Source organism: Actinoallomurus sp. CA-142502 (assembly GCF_050936355.1).
Lineage (GTDB): Bacteria > Actinomycetota > Actinomycetes > Streptosporangiales > Streptosporangiaceae > Actinoallomurus > Actinoallomurus iriomotensis.
Genome location: NZ_JBNJMY010000001.1, coordinates 5855544 through 5871677, shown reverse-complemented (window position 1 = coordinate 5871677; position 16134 = coordinate 5855544). Strand labels below are relative to the sequence as shown.

Below are 16134 nucleotides of genomic sequence, written 5' to 3'. Positions count from 1 at the left end.
GGAGCACGGTCACCGGCCCGGACGGCGACGCCGTCCGGTTCGTCGCGCGCTCGGAGGACGTGACCGAGTTCGTCATGCACCGGCGCCGCGACCGCTCCCGGCGGCGCGGACGGGTTCCAGGCCGCCGAGCTGTTCTCCCGCGCCAGTGATCTGTACGAGCTCAACGAGGAGCTCAGGACGGCCTACGCGCGGGAGCGCGAGATCGCGCCGGCCCTCCAGCAGGCCATGCTGCCCGCGGCCGACGGCGGCCCCCGCACGGACGTGGCCGTGCGCTACCTGCCCGCCGTCGGCACGCTCAACGTGTGCGGTGACTGGTACGACCTGGTCGAACTGAGCGGCACCCGGCCGGCGGTGGCCGTGGGGGACGTCGTCGGGCACGGCCTGGCGGCCGCGGGCGTGATGGGACAGCTGCGCAGCGCCCTCAGCCGCAGGATCCAGGTCGTCGGGGCCCCGCGCAGGTGCTGCAGGCGCTCGGCCGCTACGCCCGCTCCGTCGACGGGGCGCTGGCCGGCACCGCCGTCCAGGTCGTCATCGACCGGGCGCGGCAGATGATCACCTATAGCTGTGCCGGCCACCTCCCGCCCGTGCCGCTCCAGCCCGACGGCACCGTCCACTTCCTGGACCAGGCCACCGACCCGCGCCTGGGCGTCCCCATGGCCGACGTCCCACGGCCCCGGGCGGACCTGCCGTACGCGCCCGGCGCCACCCTCGTCCTGTACACCGACGGTCTCGTGGAACGCCGCGGGGAGGACATCGACGACGGCCCGCGCCGCCTCACCGGCTGCCTTCGTCGGCATCGCCCGGCTCGACCCGGAGCGGCTGGCCGAGGCGCTCCTCCCCGATCTCGGCGTGGCCGACGGCGCCGAGGACGACACCGCCCTGGTCATCATCCGGCTCTGAGCGCCGGAACGTCCCGGTACCGGGTGATCCGCTAAGGTGCGCAGCGTGCGGGCGGTGGTGACGGGGGCGGCCGGGTTCGTCGGAAGCCATGTGGTGGAGGCGATGGCCCATGCCGGGCACGAGGTGGTCGCCGTCGACGCGCCCGCGCGTTCCGCCTCGCCCGCCGCCGCGCGGGTGAACTGGGCCGGCCTCGCGGACCGGCCCGGCGTCCACCGGGTCGAGACCGACCTCGCGGTCGGCGACCTCACCGCACTCGTCCGCGCGGACGTCGTCGTGCATCTGGCCGGCCGCCCGGGTGTCCGCAGTTCGTGGGGCGCGGGCCGCGCCGCCGCCGTCCGCGACAACGTCACCGCCACCCGGCGGCTGCTCGCCGCCTGTGCGGCCGCCGCCGCGCCGCCGCGTTTCGTGGTCGCCTCCAGTTCCTCGGTGTACGGCTCGGCCGGCGGCCGCCCGCACACCGAACGGGACCCGCTGCGGCCCGCCAGCCCGTACGCGGCCAGCAAGGCCGAGATGGAGCGCCTCACCGCGGAGGCCGCCGCCCGCGGCCTGTCCACCGTCGTGCTGCGGTACTTCTCCGTCTACGGCCCCCGGCAGCGTCCGGACATGGCCTTCCACCGGTTCATCGAGGCGGGCCTCGCCGGGCGCCCGCTGCCGGTCTTCGGCGACGGCGGCCAGTCGCGCGCCTTCACGCACGTCGACGACGTCGTCGCGGCCACCGTCGCCGCCGCCACGACCGGGCTGCCGCCCGGCACCGTGCTCAACGTCGGGCACCCGGAGCACGTCCCGGTGCGGGCCGCGATCGACCTGCTGGCCGGCCTGCTCGGCGTACGGCCGCGGATCGACCACCGGGCCGCCGTGCGCGGTGACGCGGCCCGTACGTGGGCGGACAGCGGCGAGGCGGCACGGCTCCTCGGCTGGTCGCCCCGGATCGGCCTCGCCGAGGGTCTGGCCGACCAGGTGGCCTGGCACCGCCGGCGCGCCGCGGGCCCCGAGCCCGCGCACGCCTCCGGCGCCGGCACCGCGGGGCGGCCGTCGTGACCGCGCCGGCGAAGAAGCGGTGGCGGGAGGCCCGCGCGGCGTACTTCGCCTTCGACCGGTATCCCTCCACCAAGGGCTCCGCGGTGCACATCGGGCAGATGGCGGCGGCGCTGTTCGAGGAGTTCGGCGGCGGCCTGCTCGGCGTGCTCGGCGGGGGCGGCCTGCCGCGCTACCAGTGGGAACCGGACCGCGGCGTCGAGATCGCCCGGTTCGACGAGCGGATCCCCAACCTGATCGACCGCGCGGAGGCCTACTCCGCCTGGGTCGCCGCGCACCTGGCCCCGCACGTCTCCACGCTGCGGGTCTGCCACGTCCGCGACCCGTGGAGCGCCCTGCCCGTCGTGACCGCGCCCGGCCGGCGGTACCGCGTGGTGTACGAGGTGAACGGGCTGCCCTCCATCGAACTGGCCCACACCTGGCCGCTGGCGCCGCCGGCCACGCTCGCCCGGATCGCCGCGTTGGAGGACCGCTGCCTGGAGCGGGCGAACACGGTCGTGGTGCCCTCCGGAGTGATCGCGTCCGCGCTCGTACGGCGGGGCGTGCCCGAGGACCGGATCCACCTGGTCCCGAACGGCGCCGACGTGCCGCAGGAGACGCCGCGCCCCCGTGACGCGCCGGAGCGGTACATCGTCTACGTGGGCGCGCTGCAACCGTGGCAGGGGCTCGACGTGCTGCTCCGCGCGTTCGCCCGGCTCGCCGACCTGACCGGGCTCCGGCTCATCATCTGCTCGTCCGTGCCGGAACGCCGCGCGCGGGCGCTGCGCCGTCTCGCCGGGCGGCTCGGCGTCGCCGACCGGATCGTCTGGCGGTTCACCCTGCCGCACGCCGAGGTGGCCGCCTGGCTCGCCGGGGCGGAGGTCTCCGTCGCGCCGCTGACCGGCTGCGCGCGCAACGTCGACCAGGGCTGCGCGCCGCTGAAGATCCTCGAGTCGATGGCCGCCGGCACGCCGGTGGTGGCGTCCGGGCTGCCCGCCGTACGCGAGATCATGGCCGACGGCGCGCACGGCCGCCTGGTCGCCCCGGACCGGCCCGCGGAGCTGGCGCGGGCGATCCGCGTCCTGCTGGAGTACCCGGACGCCGCGCGGGCCATGGGGGAGCGGGCACGCCGGCGCGTACGGGAGGAGTTCGGCTGGGCGGCGACGCGCGCCAAGATGGCCGCGATTTATCGCTCTATCAATGCCGATATCGAGATAAACAATTGATAGTGTCCGCGTCATGTTCTGGCGGAAGACCCGCGAAGCGATCGGCCGCTTCCACCCCGCGCACCAGCACCTGACGCTGGAGCGCACGGTCACGGGGTCGGCCGGCCCCGGCGAGTGGGCAGCCGTTCTGGCGAGCCTTTCCCAGCACGAGACGACGGTGAAACGGCGGAAATGGCAGCTGCCGTCGCGGACGACGGCGGTTCTCGTCCCGCTCATCCACGTGCTGTCGGAGGACACGGCGCCGGACGGCGCGATCGGCGTCACCGCCGACTTCCGCGGCCTCAAGGAGCCCGGCAAGAAGGGCCCCGAGCAGGACCTGCCCGTCAGCGGGCGCGTCCGCCGGCTCACCGAGTGGTTCGTCGTGGACCCCTGGCTCCAGGTACGCGCCGAGCTGCGGGACGGCAGCGTCCTGGAGATCCAGGTCACCGACCGGGTCCGCCACCGGGAGATCCACCGGGTCAACCCCCGCGGCAAGCACAAGTACAAGACCAAGAAGAAGGCCGTGCAGCGGATCGACGCCAAACGCACGCTGGCGCGCGACGCGGCGGTGCGGCGACCGGGTACGCCGCCGCCCGCCTGGGTCCGGGTGCGGCTCAAGGACGGCAAGCGGACCGCGCTGAACGCGACCGCCAAGCTGCCCCGCGTGCCGGAGGAGAACGACCAGCTCCAGGCCATCCTCACGGTCGTCGCCGAGCTGTTCCGCTGGACCCCGCCGCAGACCTCGGGGAGGACCGCGTGAACCCCTGCGGAGCGACCACCGGGTTCTTCATCCTCGGCCGCTGCGACCGCCCTTCGGTCACCGTGTGCCGCTGCGGCCGCCCGGTCTGCGCGGAGCACGTGGACGCCCAGGGCCTGTGCCCGGAGTGCTCCGGCGCCCAGGGCTACGCCGACCCGTACGGGCCGGGCTGGGCGCGCGGCTACCGGCGCGCGTACTACCAGCAGGCCTCCTACGACTACCGCGACCCGGTCCTGTACGACACCTACGACAGCTACGACCGGGACGGTTTCGACCAGGGCGACAACTCCGACTCCGACTCCGACTCCGGCGACGACTTCGACATCGGCGGGGACGTCGGCGATGACTCCGGTGACGGCGGCTGGATCGACAGCTGATGCGCGTGCTGTGGCTCACCGAGCACTACCCGCCGAGCCGCGGCGGCATGGCCGAGTCGTGCGACCGGATCGTGCGCGGCCTGCGCGGCGCGGACGTGGAGGTCGACGTCGCGCACCTGACCCGGCGTGACCGGCCGTGGGGGAGCGAACGGGAGTACGGCGGCCGGCTGCTGACCGCGCCGCTCGGGGACGGCCCCGAGCACGCGCTGCGGCGCCTCTGGACCCGGCTCGCCGGTCACACCTACACGCACGTCGTCGCGTTCGGTGGCACGTACGCGCTGCTGGGCGCACCGGTCATCGCCGCCTGGCTCGGCGTGCCGCTGGTCACCTGCCTGCGCGGCAACGACTTCGACACCGGGGTCTTCTCGCTGCGGCGCCGCGAGGCGCTGCTGGCCGCGCTGCGCGCCTCGGCGCGCGTCTGCGTGGTCGCCCGCTCGCACGCGCCGCTGGTCTCCGCGCTCGTGCCCGAGGCCGCCGTGACCTGGGTGGCCAACGGGATCGACACGGCGAACTGGGAGATCCTGCCCTCCGAGCGCTCGCGCGCGAGGGCGTGGCGGGCCTCCGCCGTCGCGCCCGGCCGCCGGGTCCTCGGGCTCGTCGGGCAGCTCAAGAACAAGAAGGGCGTCGGGTTCCTGCTGGACGCGCTGCTGGCCTCCGGCCACGCGGAAACGTTCCACCTGCTGTTCGTCGGGGAGCTGGAGGACGGCGTCACCGAGCGGCTCGACGCCGTCGCCTGGACGCGGATGCCCTTCCTCGACCGGTTCGAGCTGCCCGCCGTCTACGCCGCCTGCGACCTCGTCGCCCTGCCCTCGTTCTACGACGGCCTGCCGAACGTCGCGCTGGAGGCGGCCGCCCTGGGCGTGCCGCTGCTCGCCTCGGACGCGGGCGGCCTCGCCGACCTGGCCGACGACGAGATCGGGTTCACGTTCACGGCCGGCGACCCGCACGGCTGCCGGGCCGCCGTCGCCCGCGCGGCACGGGCGACCGGCGGGGAACTGGCCAAGCTGGGCGCCGCCGCCGGCGAGCGGGTCCGGCGCGACTTCACCCCGGCCGCGGAGACGGCGGGTTACCTGGCCGTCCTGCGGGAGACCCGCGCCGGGTGATCGTCTGTTACGCCCACGGCGGCGGGCTCGGGCACCTCACGCGCATCCGGGCGTACCTGCACACGCGGGCCGTGCGAGGGCCGGTCACGATCCTGACCGGCTCGCCGTTCGCCGCCGACCCGCGTGTGACCGGCGGCCATCCCGTACGGTCCGCGCCGGCCGGCCTCGGCCGCGACGGGCTCACCCGGTGGATCGCCTCCGCGCTGGTGGAGCTCGCGCCCGCCGAATTCGTGGTGGACGCCTTCCCCGCCGGCCTCACCGGAGAGCTGTCCGCGCGGGCCGTTCCGCCGGGGATCCGCGTCGTGCACCTGGCCCGGCTGCTGCGCTGGGACGTCTACCGGCCGCTGCTGCCGGCCGAGCCGCTCGGCTTCGACGAGACCTGGCTCGTGGAGCCGGTGGCCGCGGAGCACGAGGCGTACCTGCGGTCGGTGTCCGCCGCCCTCGCCCCGCTGGAACTCGCCGAACCGCCCGTCGCCGCGCCCTCGCCGGCCCGGCCCGGCGGCTGGCTGGTCGTGCACTCCGGACCGCCCGGCGAGACCGCCGAGCTGGTCGCGTACGCGCGGGAGACCGCCGCGCTGGAGGGCGTACGGCCGCGGCTCACGCTCGTGTCGCCGAGCCGTCCCGCGACGCTGCCGTACGACGTCGCCCACCTCGACGTCTATCCGGCGTGGCCGCTGTTCGCCGGAGCGGAGCGGATCGTCACCGCCGCCGGGTTCAACGCCGTGCGGCAGGCCGCGCCGTGGGCCGGCCGGCACCGCATGATGCCGTTCCCGCGCCGCTTCGACGACCAGTTCGCCCGTGCCGCCCGCGTCCGGGGCGGCCGGGTCCGGCCCGCGCCGGTCGGGAACGATGAGGATGAGGCGGCGAAGACGTGAAGGAGTTGCCGAACATGAACGAACCGAACACGGGCGAGACGGAACAGGACCACCGGCGGTCCGGCGGCACGGTCTCCTGGACCGGCCGCTACTTCGAGGACTTCACGGTCGGCGACGTGTACCGGCATCCGCTCGGGCGCACCGTGACCGCGACGGACAACGCGTGGCTGACGCTGCTGACGCAGAACACCGCGCCGCTGCACTTCGACACGCACTACGCCTCCCAGACCGAGTTCGGCAAGCCGCTGGTCGACTCGACGTTCACCCTCGCCCTGGTCACGGGGCAGAGCGTGACCGACATCTCCCAGCACGTGATGGCCAACCTCGGCTGGGACCGGGTGCGGATGCCGAACCCGCTGTTCGAGGGCGAGACCGTCTACTCCCAGTCCGAGGTGCTCGCCGCCCGGCCCTCCCGGTCCCGGCCGGACGTCGGCGTCGTCACCGTCCGCACCGTCGGGTTCACCGCGGAGGGAAGGATCGTCATCACCTTCGAACGCACGCTGCTGGTCTACAAGCGCGGCCACGGACCGCGCTTCGCCGACGTCCAGCCCGAGTGGGACCGCCGCTCGCGCGCCGCCGCGGGCCTCCCGGCCGACGACGAGGCCACCTGATCGTCACACGGTCATGGACGCGCCGGAGGCGGGTGCCGCGGGGCTCACCGGCGTCCGGGCGCACGAGATGGACCTCGTGCGTACGTGGAGGGTGAGTTCCCCGGGCGGCTGGAGCGCTTCCTCCGGCGACGGCGGGCGTACCGGAACGGCATGTGCGAGCACGGGCCCGCGCGCTTGAGCGAGGTGCCGCTGCTCCTTCGCCAGACCACGCGCCCCGGCACCCGGCCGGCGCCAGTACCGGCCACGCGGCCTCCTTCATCGGCGAGACGCCGGCCAGCCGCTCACCGAGACGGTCCCGGTCGAGCCGGCGACAGGATCGTCGAATACGCCGCGAAGCGCGTGCCGGACGGCGTATGCCCCAAGGCCGGGGCCGGCGGGACCACGAGTGGGCGGATCAAGGCGATCGCCGGCGGCTTCGCCGAAACGTGCGCCTTGACCGGGCGCGTGCCCGCCCCGGGGGGAGGGGACGGGGTCCGGCGACGTCCGGGGCGGCTCCCGCCAGGTAGGGACCCTCTCGCCGGAGTGTGGGGCCGGCACCGGCACCGGCCGGATCCCGGACGCCCTGCTACGCGCGCGAGTACCGGCAGCGCGGCGAGCACGTCCCGACGCTCTGCGTCGGCAGCCGCCGGTTGTTCGAGACCCCCGCGTGAGCGGCGGACGGTCTCGATCAACACCACGAGCGAGGGCGACCTGCGCGGTCAGGCCGCCGACGGGATCATCGCCGGGCGGCCGGGCCGACTTCGCCCGCAGGGCGCCGTACCCGCCGGGCGGGCGTTCCCGGTCACCCCGTCGAGAGCTGTTCGCCGGGCTGTTCGCCCACGTGACCGCGTACGAGGAGCCGGCCCTGGAGGCGGCGCTCAAGGGAGGTGTCGACCGGGTGACGGACCCACGTGACCGCCCCCATGGCGCCAGCAGGATCACCGTCGACCTCTCACCGGGCAACTCGTCACGACGCTGAAGAACACGGCCGGCGATGGGGGGACCGAGCACGGCGTGGCCGAGCTGCGAGGACGGAGTCCGGCATGTCGTGCCGAGGCCCTCATCGCCGTCGCGCACCCGGACCACCGTGACCGGCCGCGGCACCGCGCCCGGCGGGCCGGGCCGCTTCGCCGACCCCGGGTGGCGATCTTCGGTCCGGTGGATCGATCCTGTAGCCAGGGGGTGTGCTCGGCCGCGGTCACGCGGCGGAGAGGAGGAACCGGAGATGCGGGCCTGTGGAGTGACCGAGGTCGGCGGGAGGGTCGAGGCCCTGGACCTGCCGGATCCGGACCCGCCCGGCGTCGGCCAGGTCGTGGTCGCCGTCGAGGCCGCCGGCGTCGGATCCTGGGACCGGCTCCTGTACACCGGAGGATGGGATGTGGGGCTGGTCCCGCCCGCGGCGCTGGGCGTCGAGGGAACCGGACGGGTGGTCGCCGTCGGTGAGGGCGTCGAGGAGACGGCCGAAGGCGACGCCGTGCTGGCGCACGAGGTGCCGTTGCCCGGCGGCAGCGGCTTCTGGGCCGAGCGTGTCCTGCTCACCGCATCGGCGCTGACCCCGCGCCCGGACGCCCTCGATCCGGAGACCGCCGCCGCGCTGCCCGTCGCCGGGCTCACCGCGAGGCAGGCGATCGACCTGCTCTCGCTCGAACCGGGCCAGCGGCTCCTGATCACCGGTGGGGCCGGCGTCACCGGCGCGCTCGCGCTCCAGCTCGCCGTGGCCGCCGACATCACGGTGTCCGCGACCGCGTCGGAGTCCAGCGCCGCGCGGCTGCGCGAACTCGGCGCGGCCGAGGTGGCCGACTACCACGACCGCCGCTGGACCGCACGGCTGGAGGGCGGCTTCGACGCCGCGCTGGTCGCCGCCCCGGGCACCGCCGACGAGGCGATGGGCCTCGTACGCGACGGCGGGCTGCTCTGCTCCCTGACCTCGGACGCGCCGCCGCCGCGCCGGGACGTGGCGAGCACCAACCTCTATGTCCGGCCGGACCCGGCGCTGCTCGCCGATCTCGCGGACGACGTCGTCGCCGGGCGCCTGCGGCTCACCCCGGAGGCGATGCCGCTCGACGAGGGCCCGTCGGCCTTGAGGCGCGTGGTCACCGGCCGGGCCGGCGGCCGGAAACTCGTCCTCGTGCCCTGACGGCCTCACCGACCCGGAGCGTTCCGAACGTCCCGTTTCCCGAGAGCCCCGCCGGTCCCGACGGTGTCCGGAGTCCCGCACGGTCCCGAGAGCCCTGCCGGTCCCGACGGTGTCGGATCCGGGGTCCCGCGCGGTCCCGAACGGCCGTCCCGAGACCCCTCGGTCCCGGTGGCGCGCGCCGGTCTCGGAAGCTCCGCCGGGCCCGACGGATGTGCGCCGGTCCCGAGAGCTCCGCCGGTCCATGGTCGCGCCGGTCCCGAAAGCTCCGCCGGGGTCCCGTACGCCTCATGGCGGTCTTCGGCGCGGGGCGAGAGCCGCACCCCCGCGGTTCTCACCCCGCGCCGTCTCGCGGACCCGCCGGTCAGCCGGCTCGTCAGGACCCGGTCGTGATGCCGTACCGCCGACGCGCGGGCTCGTCACTCGGAGCCCGGCTGAGGCCCTCCGCGGCCGTAGGGGGTTCCGCCCTGTACCTAACCGCGGAGAGAGCGATGAACACGCTCAGTAGCGGATTGGCCACAATCGGCACGAGGCTGGCGGGTTCGCCGTCGTCATGCCTGGTAGGGGATCTCGGCGAACAGCGTCGTCCCCTCGCCGGGCCGGCTGATGATCTCCATCCGCCCGCCGAGGGCGTGGACGCGGTCGGTGAGGCCGGTCAGCCCGGACCCGTGGTCCGGGTCGGCGCCGCCGGTGCCGTCGTCGCGGACGGACAGCCGGACCAGGGTCTTCTCGACCGTCAGATCAACCCGTACGGCCGACGCGTTCGCGTGCTTGGCCGCGTTGGTCAGCGCCTCGGAGACGACGTAGTAGATGCTCACCTCCACGCGCTCGGGCAGCCGGGCCGGGACGCCGACGTCGAGCTCCACCGGGATGGGCGAGCGGCCCGCGAGCGCGGTCAGCGCGGGCTTCAGGCCGCCTTTCGCCAGGATCGCCGGGTGCAGGCCGCGGGAGATCTCCTGGAGTTCCGCGAGCGCGTCCTCCATCCCGTGCGCCGTCTCCGAGAGCCGGCGTCGTGTCTCCTCCAGCTCCGGCGGCAGGGCGACCTCGATGCCCCTGATGTCCAGGGCGATCGCGACCAGGTGCTGCTGCGTGCCGTCGTGCAGATCGCGTTCGATGCGGCGGCGGGTCTCGTCCGCGGCGGCGACGACCCGGGCGCGCGAGGTGATCAGGTCGGTGTGGCTCTGGGCGTTCACGATGGCGGCGGAGGCCAGCTCGGTGAACTCGCGCATCCGCCGTTCGGTGTCGGGCGGCAGCGGCTCCTCCGTGCTCGCGGAGGCGATCGCGATGCCCCACAGGAAGCTCCCGACCATGATCGGGCAGCCGACGGAGGAGATCACCCCGCGAGAGCGCAGCCGCTTGGCCAGCGCACCGTCGCCGGTGTAGGCGTTCACTCGCGCGGGTGAACGGGTGCGGTAGACCAGTTCGGTGACGGTTCCCGGCTCCAGCACCCAGTGCGAGCCGTGCTCGACGATCCCCCGGTAGTTCCAGCTTCCGGCGGTGACCACCGCGGTATCGTCCGGCTGGTAGCGGACGATCACGGTGTGCTCGACCCCCAGGTTCAGGCCCATCTCGCGGGCGACGGCGTCGAAGACCTCCGTCGGCGGGGCGCCGCGCGCCACGAGGGTGGCCAGATGTCGCAGTGAGGTCTGCTCGTCGACGATCCGCTGGAGCTGGTCCCGGCTGACGCGGAGCGCGTCCGCCGCGCGTTCACGCTCGTGCGCGGCCTCCAGGAGCAACTCCAGCGAGGGCACCGCGCGGTCGCGCAGCCGCCGGAGCGTGGGCCTGGTGAGGTCCGCGGGGACGACGAGGGTGGCGAGCGTCCCGTCGCCGCGGAGCGGGAACGTCGTGTGCCCCTCCCGGGGGCGTACGGGGCCGGGCTCGATCGAGGCGGACGGCAGCCCCAGCGTGCGGGCCAGTCCTCGGGCCGCCGTGGGCATCGCGGCCCGCGGGTCGGGGGTCCGCAACAGCAGCCGGGCCAGCGTGGCGGACAGATCGGCGTCGACCCGCGCGTCCACCTCGCCCGCCAGCAGCCGGGTCAGGCCGCAGACGGAGTAGGCCAGCAACGCCACCACGCAGTAGGCCACGAAGTTCGCGAGGAACGCCATCCACATGCCGGGTAGGGGCGGCGTGGACGCGGCGACGTACAGGCCGAAGGTCATGGCGCTGACCGCCGCCGTCACCAGCCCCAGCCGCAGTCCCCAGATCGAGGAGATGAGCACCACGCCGAACAGGTAGATCGCGTCCAGCGACAGGACCGGTGTGACGTCACTGAGCAGGGCCACGACCGCGGTCTCCGCCAGGACGCACACGACCAGCAGCAGAACGCCGACCAGCACTGATGGGTGCGTCCGGCGTCGCGGAAGCGCGAGTGGGCTCCAACGCATAACACATGTTATCGGTCGTACAAAACGCATGGTTACGGACGGCTGATGCCGGGGACGCGGGCCGGCCCGGCGATGATTCACCACAATCCCTGCCGATCTTGTCCGGAATGTGGATGGCCTATTGACGCCCGCCCAATTTTGGATCCAAAATTACGGCTTCGCGCACCCCCACTCGTGAGGAGAGGCCGTGACCTTTTCGTTCCTCAGCCACCTGGAGTGCTCACGGACGGGCGAGCGCTACGACGCCGGCGTCCTCCAGGGCACCTCCGCCGCCGGGGCGCCGCTGCTCGCCCGCTACGACCTCGGCCGCGTACGGGACGCGGTGACCCCGGACGACATCGCGCGCCGGGAGCCGAACCTCTGGCGATACCACGAGGTCCTGCCCGTGCGGGACCCCGAGCACGTGATCAGTCTCGGCGAGGGGATGACGCCCCTGCTGCCCCTGCCCGCGTACGCCCGCCGCGCCGGGCTGAACCGCCTCTTGATGAAGGACGAGGGACTGATCCCCACCGGCACGTTCAAGGCGCGCGGCGCGGCCGTGGGGGTCTCCCGCGCCGCCGAGCTGGGCGTCAAGGGCGTCGCGATGCCGACGAACGGCAACGCCGGCGCGGCCTGGGCGCTGTACGCCGCGCGGGCCGGCCTGGGGAGCCTGATCGCGATGCCCGACGACGCGCCGTCGATCACCATGGCCGAGTGCCAGGTCGCCGGGGCCGAGCTGTACCGGGTCGACGGCCTCATCGGCGACGCCGGGCGGCTCGTCGGCGCCGCGGTGGGGGAGCGGGACGGCTACCAGGAGGTCTCCACCCTCAAGGAGCCGTACCGGCTGGAGGGCAAGAAGACCATGGGCTATGAGATCGCCGAGCAGCTCGGCTGGCGGATGCCCGACGTCATCCTGTACCCGACCGGCGGCGGCGTCGGCATCATCGGCATCCACAAGGCCCTGCTGGAGCTGAAGGAGCTCGGCTGGGTCACCGGCGACCTGCCGCACCTGGTGGCGGTGCAGGCCACCGGCTGCGCGCCGATCGTCGAGGCGTACGAGAACGGAGCGGAGGAGAGCGCGCCGTTCCCCGATGCCCGCACCGTCGCCTTCGGCATCACGGTGCCCAAGGCCCTCGGCGACTTCCTCGTCCTTCGGGCGGTCCGCGAGACCGGCGGCACCGCGGTCGCGGTCACCGACGAGGAGCTCCTCGCCGCCCAGGTCGAACTCGCCGAGCTGGAGGGCGCCTTCATCTGCCCCGAGGGCGCGGCCTGCTTCGCCGCGCTGGGGAGGCTGCGCGACGCCGGGCACCTCGACGCCGACGACGAGGTGGTCGTCCTCAACACCGGCGCGGGCGTGAAGTACCCCGAGACCGTGCGCGTCGACGTGCCGCTGCTGGCCAAGGACGGCCGCATCCCCGCCCGCGGTTGAGCGGATTGGATCCGATCGCCATGCGAGCGAAGCGCCTCCGCGCCGCCGTCGCCGCCGCCCTCGCCGTGGCCGTGCCGACCCTGGCGGCCTGCGGCATCCATCCCGCGACCGCCGAACGCGACCCCGGCACCCTGGTCATCGACACCGCCAACTACCCGTCCACCCTGGACCCCGGCAAGCAGTACGACTCCGACACCTACGCGGTCTACCGCAACATCTTCGACCAGCTCCTGCGCCGGGATCCGCGGACGCACGCGCTCGTGCCGTGGATCGCCACCTCCTGGCGGCAGACCGACGCGACCACCTGGCGCTTCGCGATCCGGCGCGGTGTGCGGTTCAGTGACGGCAGCCCGCTCACCGCGGCGGACGCGGCGTTCAGCGTCAACCGGATCCTGGACAAGAAGTTCGCCAGCCAGCAGTTCGCCAACTTCTCGATGATCAGCAGGGCCACCGCCGACGGCGGTGACCTGGTGATCCACACCGCGCAGCCCGCGCCGACGCTGCTGACCTACCTGACCACCCTGTCCGTCGTGCCCGAGCGGTACGTCCGGAAGGTCGGCGACGAGAAGTTCGCCGCCAGGCCGATCGGCTCCGGCGCGTACGTGTTCGTCTCGGCGACAGCCGGATCCCAGGTCGAGCTGAGGGCCAACCCGCTGTGGTGGCACGGACGGCCGAGTGCGCGCGCCGCGGTCTTCCGCGCGGTGCCGAACGTGGCGAGCCGCGTCGTCGACCTGCAGTCGCGCAAGGCGGACCTGGCCACCGGGCTCACCCCCGACGCCGCCGACCAGATCAAGCGCGACCCCCGGCTCGCCGTCCTGTCCACGCCGACCGAGCGGATCGCCTACCTGGCCTTCAACACGATCAAGGGCGGCCCGGCCAACGATCCGCGCGTGCGGCGGGCCGTCGCCGCCGCGATCGACTACCGGGCCCTCATCGAGAACCTCCAGCGCGGATACGCCAGACCGATCAACTCCCTGCTCACCCCGCTCGCGTTCGGCTACGACACGAAACTGCCGGCCGCCGGGTACGACCCGGCCGCCGCCCGGCGGCTGGTCGCCGAGGCCGGCGCGAAGGGCGCGACCGTCGTGATGGCGACCTCGCCCTCGTTCAACCCGCAGATCGTCCAGGCGATCCAGGCCGACCTCGCCGCGGTGGGACTGAAGGTCCAGATCCGCAGCACCGACCAGCCGACGTACCTCAAGAAGGTGCAGGACCCCGGGCACGACTGGGGATCGATCCGGTTCGGCCGCTGGTCGTGCTCCTGCCTGGACGCCGACGGAGTGATCTACCCGCTCTTCCACACGGGCGGCATCTGGAGCTCCTACACCAGCCCGTCCTTCGACCGGCTCGTCGAGCAGGCCCGGCGGGTGATCGACCCGAAACGGCGCGGCGCCCTCTATGACCAGGCGTTCCAGGTGCTGGCCCGCGACCTGCCCGGCCTCGGCCTCTTCCAGGACTACGCGATCTACGGCGCGAACGCCCGCGTCTCCTGGACGCCGGACGCCCAGGAGAGCTTCTTCCTCGACACGATGAAGGTGCGCTGACCATGACGGCCGTGCTCCCCCGGCGGCGGCTCGCCGCCCTCCCCGCCACACCCCGCTACATCGCCGGACGGATCGGGCAGGCGCTGCTGGCCCTGTTCGGCGTGGTGACGATCGTGTTCTTCGCGCTGCGGCTCTCGGGCGACCCGGCGCGGCTGCTGGTGCCCGAGGGCGCCACGGCCGCCGACATCGCCCGGGTACGCGACCGGCTGGGCCTGAACGACTCGCTCTGGCACCAGTACACGACCTTCCTCGGCGACGCCGTCCACGGGAACCTCGGCTACTCGTACGTGCAGAACCGTCCGGCCACCGACCTGCTCGCCGAGCGGCTGCCCTACACCGCCAACCTCGCGGTCGCCGCGCTGGTGCTCTCGCTGCTCTTCGGCGTCACGGTCGGCACCGTCACCGCGCTGAAACGCGGACGGTGGCAGGAGCGGGTGCTGATGCCGATCGTGCTCGCCGGCCAGGCGATGCCGGCGTTCTGGACCGGTCTGCTCCTCGTGCTGGTGTTCTCGGTCGGCCTGCGCTGGCTGCCCTCGACCGGATACGACGGGCCGCTGTCGCTGCTGCTGCCCAGCGTCACGCTCGCGGCGCTGTCGGCCGCGGCCATCGCCCGCGTGACACGGGGCGCGATGCTGGAACAGCTCGCCCAGGACTACGTGCGCACGGCGCGCGCCAAGGGCGCCGGCACCTGGCGCCTGGTCACCCGCCACCTCGCCCGCAACACCGCGATCCCGGTCCTCACGGTGGCCGCGCTGGAGCTGGCCAACCTGCTCGGCGGCGCGGTCGTCACCGAGGTCATCTTCGCCTGGCCGGGGCTGGGCCAGCTCACCGTCCAGTCCGTCGCGGCGCGCGACTTCCCGGTCGTGCAGGCGATCGTGCTGCTCGCCTCGGCCGTGTACGTCGTGGTCAACCTCGCCACCGACCTGCTGTACGGCGTCATCGACCGGCGCGTGGCCGCCGGAGGAGGTACCGCATGAACGGCCGGTCCCGTCTCACCGTCCCGCTCGTGATCGTCGGACTCTATGTGCTGCTGGCGGCCTTCGCGCCGCTGCTCGCCCCGGACGACCCGAACACCGTCGCGCTGGCCCGGCGGCTGCTGCCGCCCCAGGCCCACCACCTCATGGGCACCGACGCGCTCGGCCGCGACGTGCTGTCGCGCGTCATGTACGGCACGCGGGTCTCGCTGCTCGTCGCCGCTGCGGCGGTGGTCGTCGCGGGCGTCGCCGGCGTCGCGCTCGGCATGGTCGCGGGCTGGCGGGGCGGCTGGCTCGGCGCGCTCGTCATGCGGATCGTCGACGTCGTGCTGTCGGTGCCGTTCTTCCTGCTGGCCGTCCTCGTCGTCGCCGTGCTCGGCCCCAGCCTGGTCAACGTCGTCGTGTGCCTGGCGATCGTGCGCTGGCCGAGGTACGCCCGGGTGGCCTACTCCACCACCTTGCAGACCCGGGGCCGCGGCTTCGTACGCGCGGCGACGGCGACCGGGGCGTCCGGCGGCTGGATCCTGGTCCGGCACGTGCTGCCCGAGGTGCTGCCGGTGGCGATCGTCGTGGGCACGCTGGAGTTCGGGCTGATGGTGGTGTACGAGGCGTCGCTGTCCTTCCTGGGGCTGGGCGTGCAGCCGCCGACGGCCTCCTGGGGATCGATCCTGTCCGACGGGCAGCAGTACATCGCGACGGCCTGGTGGCTCGCCACCTTCCCCGGCCTGGCCCTGTTCGTCCTCGTGCTCGCGGTGAACCTCCTCGGCGATGCCGCGCGGGACCGGCTCGACCCGGCCAAACGCGCCACGGTGACACGCCGCCGCGTCTTCCGGCGCCCCCGTACGGCGGAGGCGGCGGCGTGAGCGATT

General features: G+C 74.1%; 15 protein-coding genes and 1 pseudogene. 15 read left to right on the top strand and 1 reads right to left on the bottom strand.

Annotated features, from left to right (window positions below; translation table 11 throughout):
- The first annotated feature begins 225 nt into the window (after positions 1-225).
- The 11 genes and pseudogenes from ACQEV1_RS28005 (at position 226) to ACQEV1_RS27955 (ending at position 8958) form a co-directional block, all read left to right on the top strand.
- A complete protein-coding gene (locus ACQEV1_RS28005) occupies positions 226-552 on the top strand; it encodes a SpoIIE family protein phosphatase (protein ID WP_433397229.1) in 327 nt (108 codons plus the stop codon).
- The gene (locus ACQEV1_RS28000) at positions 459-935 is read left to right on the top strand and encodes a PP2C family protein-serine/threonine phosphatase (protein ID WP_433397227.1); all 477 of its coding nucleotides are present in this window, start codon (positions 459-461) and stop codon (positions 933-935) included. The genes ACQEV1_RS28005 and ACQEV1_RS28000 overlap by 94 nt, the downstream gene beginning before the upstream one ends.
- Before the next feature lie 10 nt (positions 936-945).
- Positions 946-1938, top strand: a complete 993-nt coding sequence (locus ACQEV1_RS27995) for an NAD-dependent epimerase/dehydratase family protein (protein WP_433397225.1) — start codon at positions 946-948, stop codon at positions 1936-1938.
- A complete protein-coding gene (locus ACQEV1_RS27990; RefSeq protein WP_433397223.1) occupies positions 1935-3140 on the top strand; it encodes a glycosyltransferase family 4 protein in 1206 nt (401 codons plus the stop codon). The genes ACQEV1_RS27995 and ACQEV1_RS27990 overlap by 4 nt, the downstream gene beginning before the upstream one ends.
- Before the next feature lie 13 nt (positions 3141-3153).
- Entirely contained in the window at positions 3154-3879 is a 726-nt protein-coding gene (locus tag ACQEV1_RS27985; protein ID WP_433397221.1) for a hypothetical protein, read from the top strand.
- The gene (locus ACQEV1_RS27980; RefSeq protein WP_433397219.1) at positions 3876-4253 is read left to right on the top strand and encodes a hypothetical protein; all 378 of its coding nucleotides are present in this window, start codon (positions 3876-3878) and stop codon (positions 4251-4253) included. The genes ACQEV1_RS27985 and ACQEV1_RS27980 overlap by 4 nt, the downstream gene beginning before the upstream one ends.
- Positions 4253-5356, top strand: a complete 1104-nt coding sequence (locus ACQEV1_RS27975) for a glycosyltransferase family 4 protein (protein WP_433397217.1) — start codon at positions 4253-4255, stop codon at positions 5354-5356. The genes ACQEV1_RS27980 and ACQEV1_RS27975 overlap by 1 nt, the downstream gene beginning before the upstream one ends.
- Complete coding sequence (locus ACQEV1_RS27970; RefSeq protein ID WP_433397215.1) at positions 5353-6231, top strand: hypothetical protein; 879 nt, start codon at positions 5353-5355, stop codon at positions 6229-6231. The genes ACQEV1_RS27975 and ACQEV1_RS27970 overlap by 4 nt, the downstream gene beginning before the upstream one ends.
- 14 nt (positions 6232-6245) lie before the next feature.
- Positions 6246-6842: a MaoC family dehydratase gene (locus ACQEV1_RS27965; protein WP_285623631.1), complete on the top strand. Its 597-nt coding sequence runs from the start codon at positions 6246-6248 to the stop codon at positions 6840-6842.
- A 954-nt stretch (positions 6843-7796) separates the two neighbouring features.
- A pseudogene (locus ACQEV1_RS27960) lies at positions 7797-7904 on the top strand (acetyl-CoA hydrolase/transferase C-terminal domain-containing protein); the annotation flags it as partial.
- 142 nt (positions 7905-8046) lie between these two features.
- Positions 8047-8958: an alcohol dehydrogenase catalytic domain-containing protein gene (locus ACQEV1_RS27955; protein ID WP_433397212.1), complete on the top strand. Its 912-nt coding sequence runs from the start codon at positions 8047-8049 to the stop codon at positions 8956-8958.
- Between the two features lie 548 nt (positions 8959-9506).
- On the opposite strand, the gene ACQEV1_RS27950 is transcribed toward ACQEV1_RS27955, so the two are convergent.
- The gene (locus tag ACQEV1_RS27950; protein ID WP_433397210.1) at positions 9507-11291 is read right to left on the bottom strand and encodes an ATP-binding protein; all 1785 of its coding nucleotides are present in this window, start codon (positions 11289-11291) and stop codon (positions 9507-9509) included.
- Between the two features lie 235 nt (positions 11292-11526).
- On the opposite strand from ACQEV1_RS27950, the gene ACQEV1_RS27945 reads away from it, so the two are divergent.
- Genes ACQEV1_RS27945 through ACQEV1_RS27930 form a run of 4 tightly spaced genes read left to right on the top strand, consistent with a single transcriptional unit; the run spans position 11527 to position 16128 of the window.
- Complete coding sequence (locus ACQEV1_RS27945) at positions 11527-12747, top strand: threonine synthase (protein ID WP_433397208.1); 1221 nt, start codon at positions 11527-11529, stop codon at positions 12745-12747.
- A gap of 20 nt (positions 12748-12767) precedes the next feature.
- Positions 12768-14291 carry an ABC transporter substrate-binding protein gene (locus ACQEV1_RS27940; RefSeq protein ID WP_433397206.1) on the top strand — a complete coding sequence of 508 codons (1524 nt, stop codon included), beginning with the start codon at positions 12768-12770 and terminating at the stop codon, positions 14289-14291.
- A 2-nt stretch (positions 14292-14293) separates the two neighbouring features.
- Positions 14294-15268 carry an ABC transporter permease gene (locus tag ACQEV1_RS27935; RefSeq protein ID WP_285623642.1) on the top strand — a complete coding sequence of 325 codons (975 nt, stop codon included), beginning with the start codon at positions 14294-14296 and terminating at the stop codon, positions 15266-15268.
- Positions 15265-16128 carry an ABC transporter permease gene (locus ACQEV1_RS27930; protein ID WP_285623644.1) on the top strand — a complete coding sequence of 288 codons (864 nt, stop codon included), beginning with the start codon at positions 15265-15267 and terminating at the stop codon, positions 16126-16128. Before ACQEV1_RS27935 ends, ACQEV1_RS27930 begins: the two co-directional genes overlap by 4 nt.
- The last annotated feature ends 6 nt before the right edge of the window (positions 16129-16134 follow it).

What these genes read in the sequence shown, in the direction of transcription:
- ACQEV1_RS28005 (WP_433397229.1), top strand. Translation starts at nt 226, where the DNA reads ATGCTGCCCGCGGCCGACGGCGGCCCCCGCACGGACGTGGCCGTGCGC.
- ACQEV1_RS27985 (WP_433397221.1), top strand. Translation starts at nt 3,154, where the DNA reads ATGTTCTGGCGGAAGACCCGCGAAGCGATCGGCCGCTTCCACCCCGCG.
- ACQEV1_RS27975 (WP_433397217.1), top strand. Translation starts at nt 4,253, where the DNA reads ATGCGCGTGCTGTGGCTCACCGAGCACTACCCGCCGAGCCGCGGCGGC.
- ACQEV1_RS27965 (WP_285623631.1), top strand. Translation starts at nt 6,246, where the DNA reads ATGAACGAACCGAACACGGGCGAGACGGAACAGGACCACCGGCGGTCC.
- ACQEV1_RS27955 (WP_433397212.1), top strand. Translation starts at nt 8,047, where the DNA reads ATGCGGGCCTGTGGAGTGACCGAGGTCGGCGGGAGGGTCGAGGCCCTG.
- ACQEV1_RS27940 (WP_433397206.1), top strand. Translation starts at nt 12,768, where the DNA reads ATGCGAGCGAAGCGCCTCCGCGCCGCCGTCGCCGCCGCCCTCGCCGTG.
- ACQEV1_RS27935 (WP_285623642.1), top strand. Translation starts at nt 14,294, where the DNA reads ATGACGGCCGTGCTCCCCCGGCGGCGGCTCGCCGCCCTCCCCGCCACA.
- ACQEV1_RS27930 (WP_285623644.1), top strand. Translation starts at nt 15,265, where the DNA reads ATGAACGGCCGGTCCCGTCTCACCGTCCCGCTCGTGATCGTCGGACTC.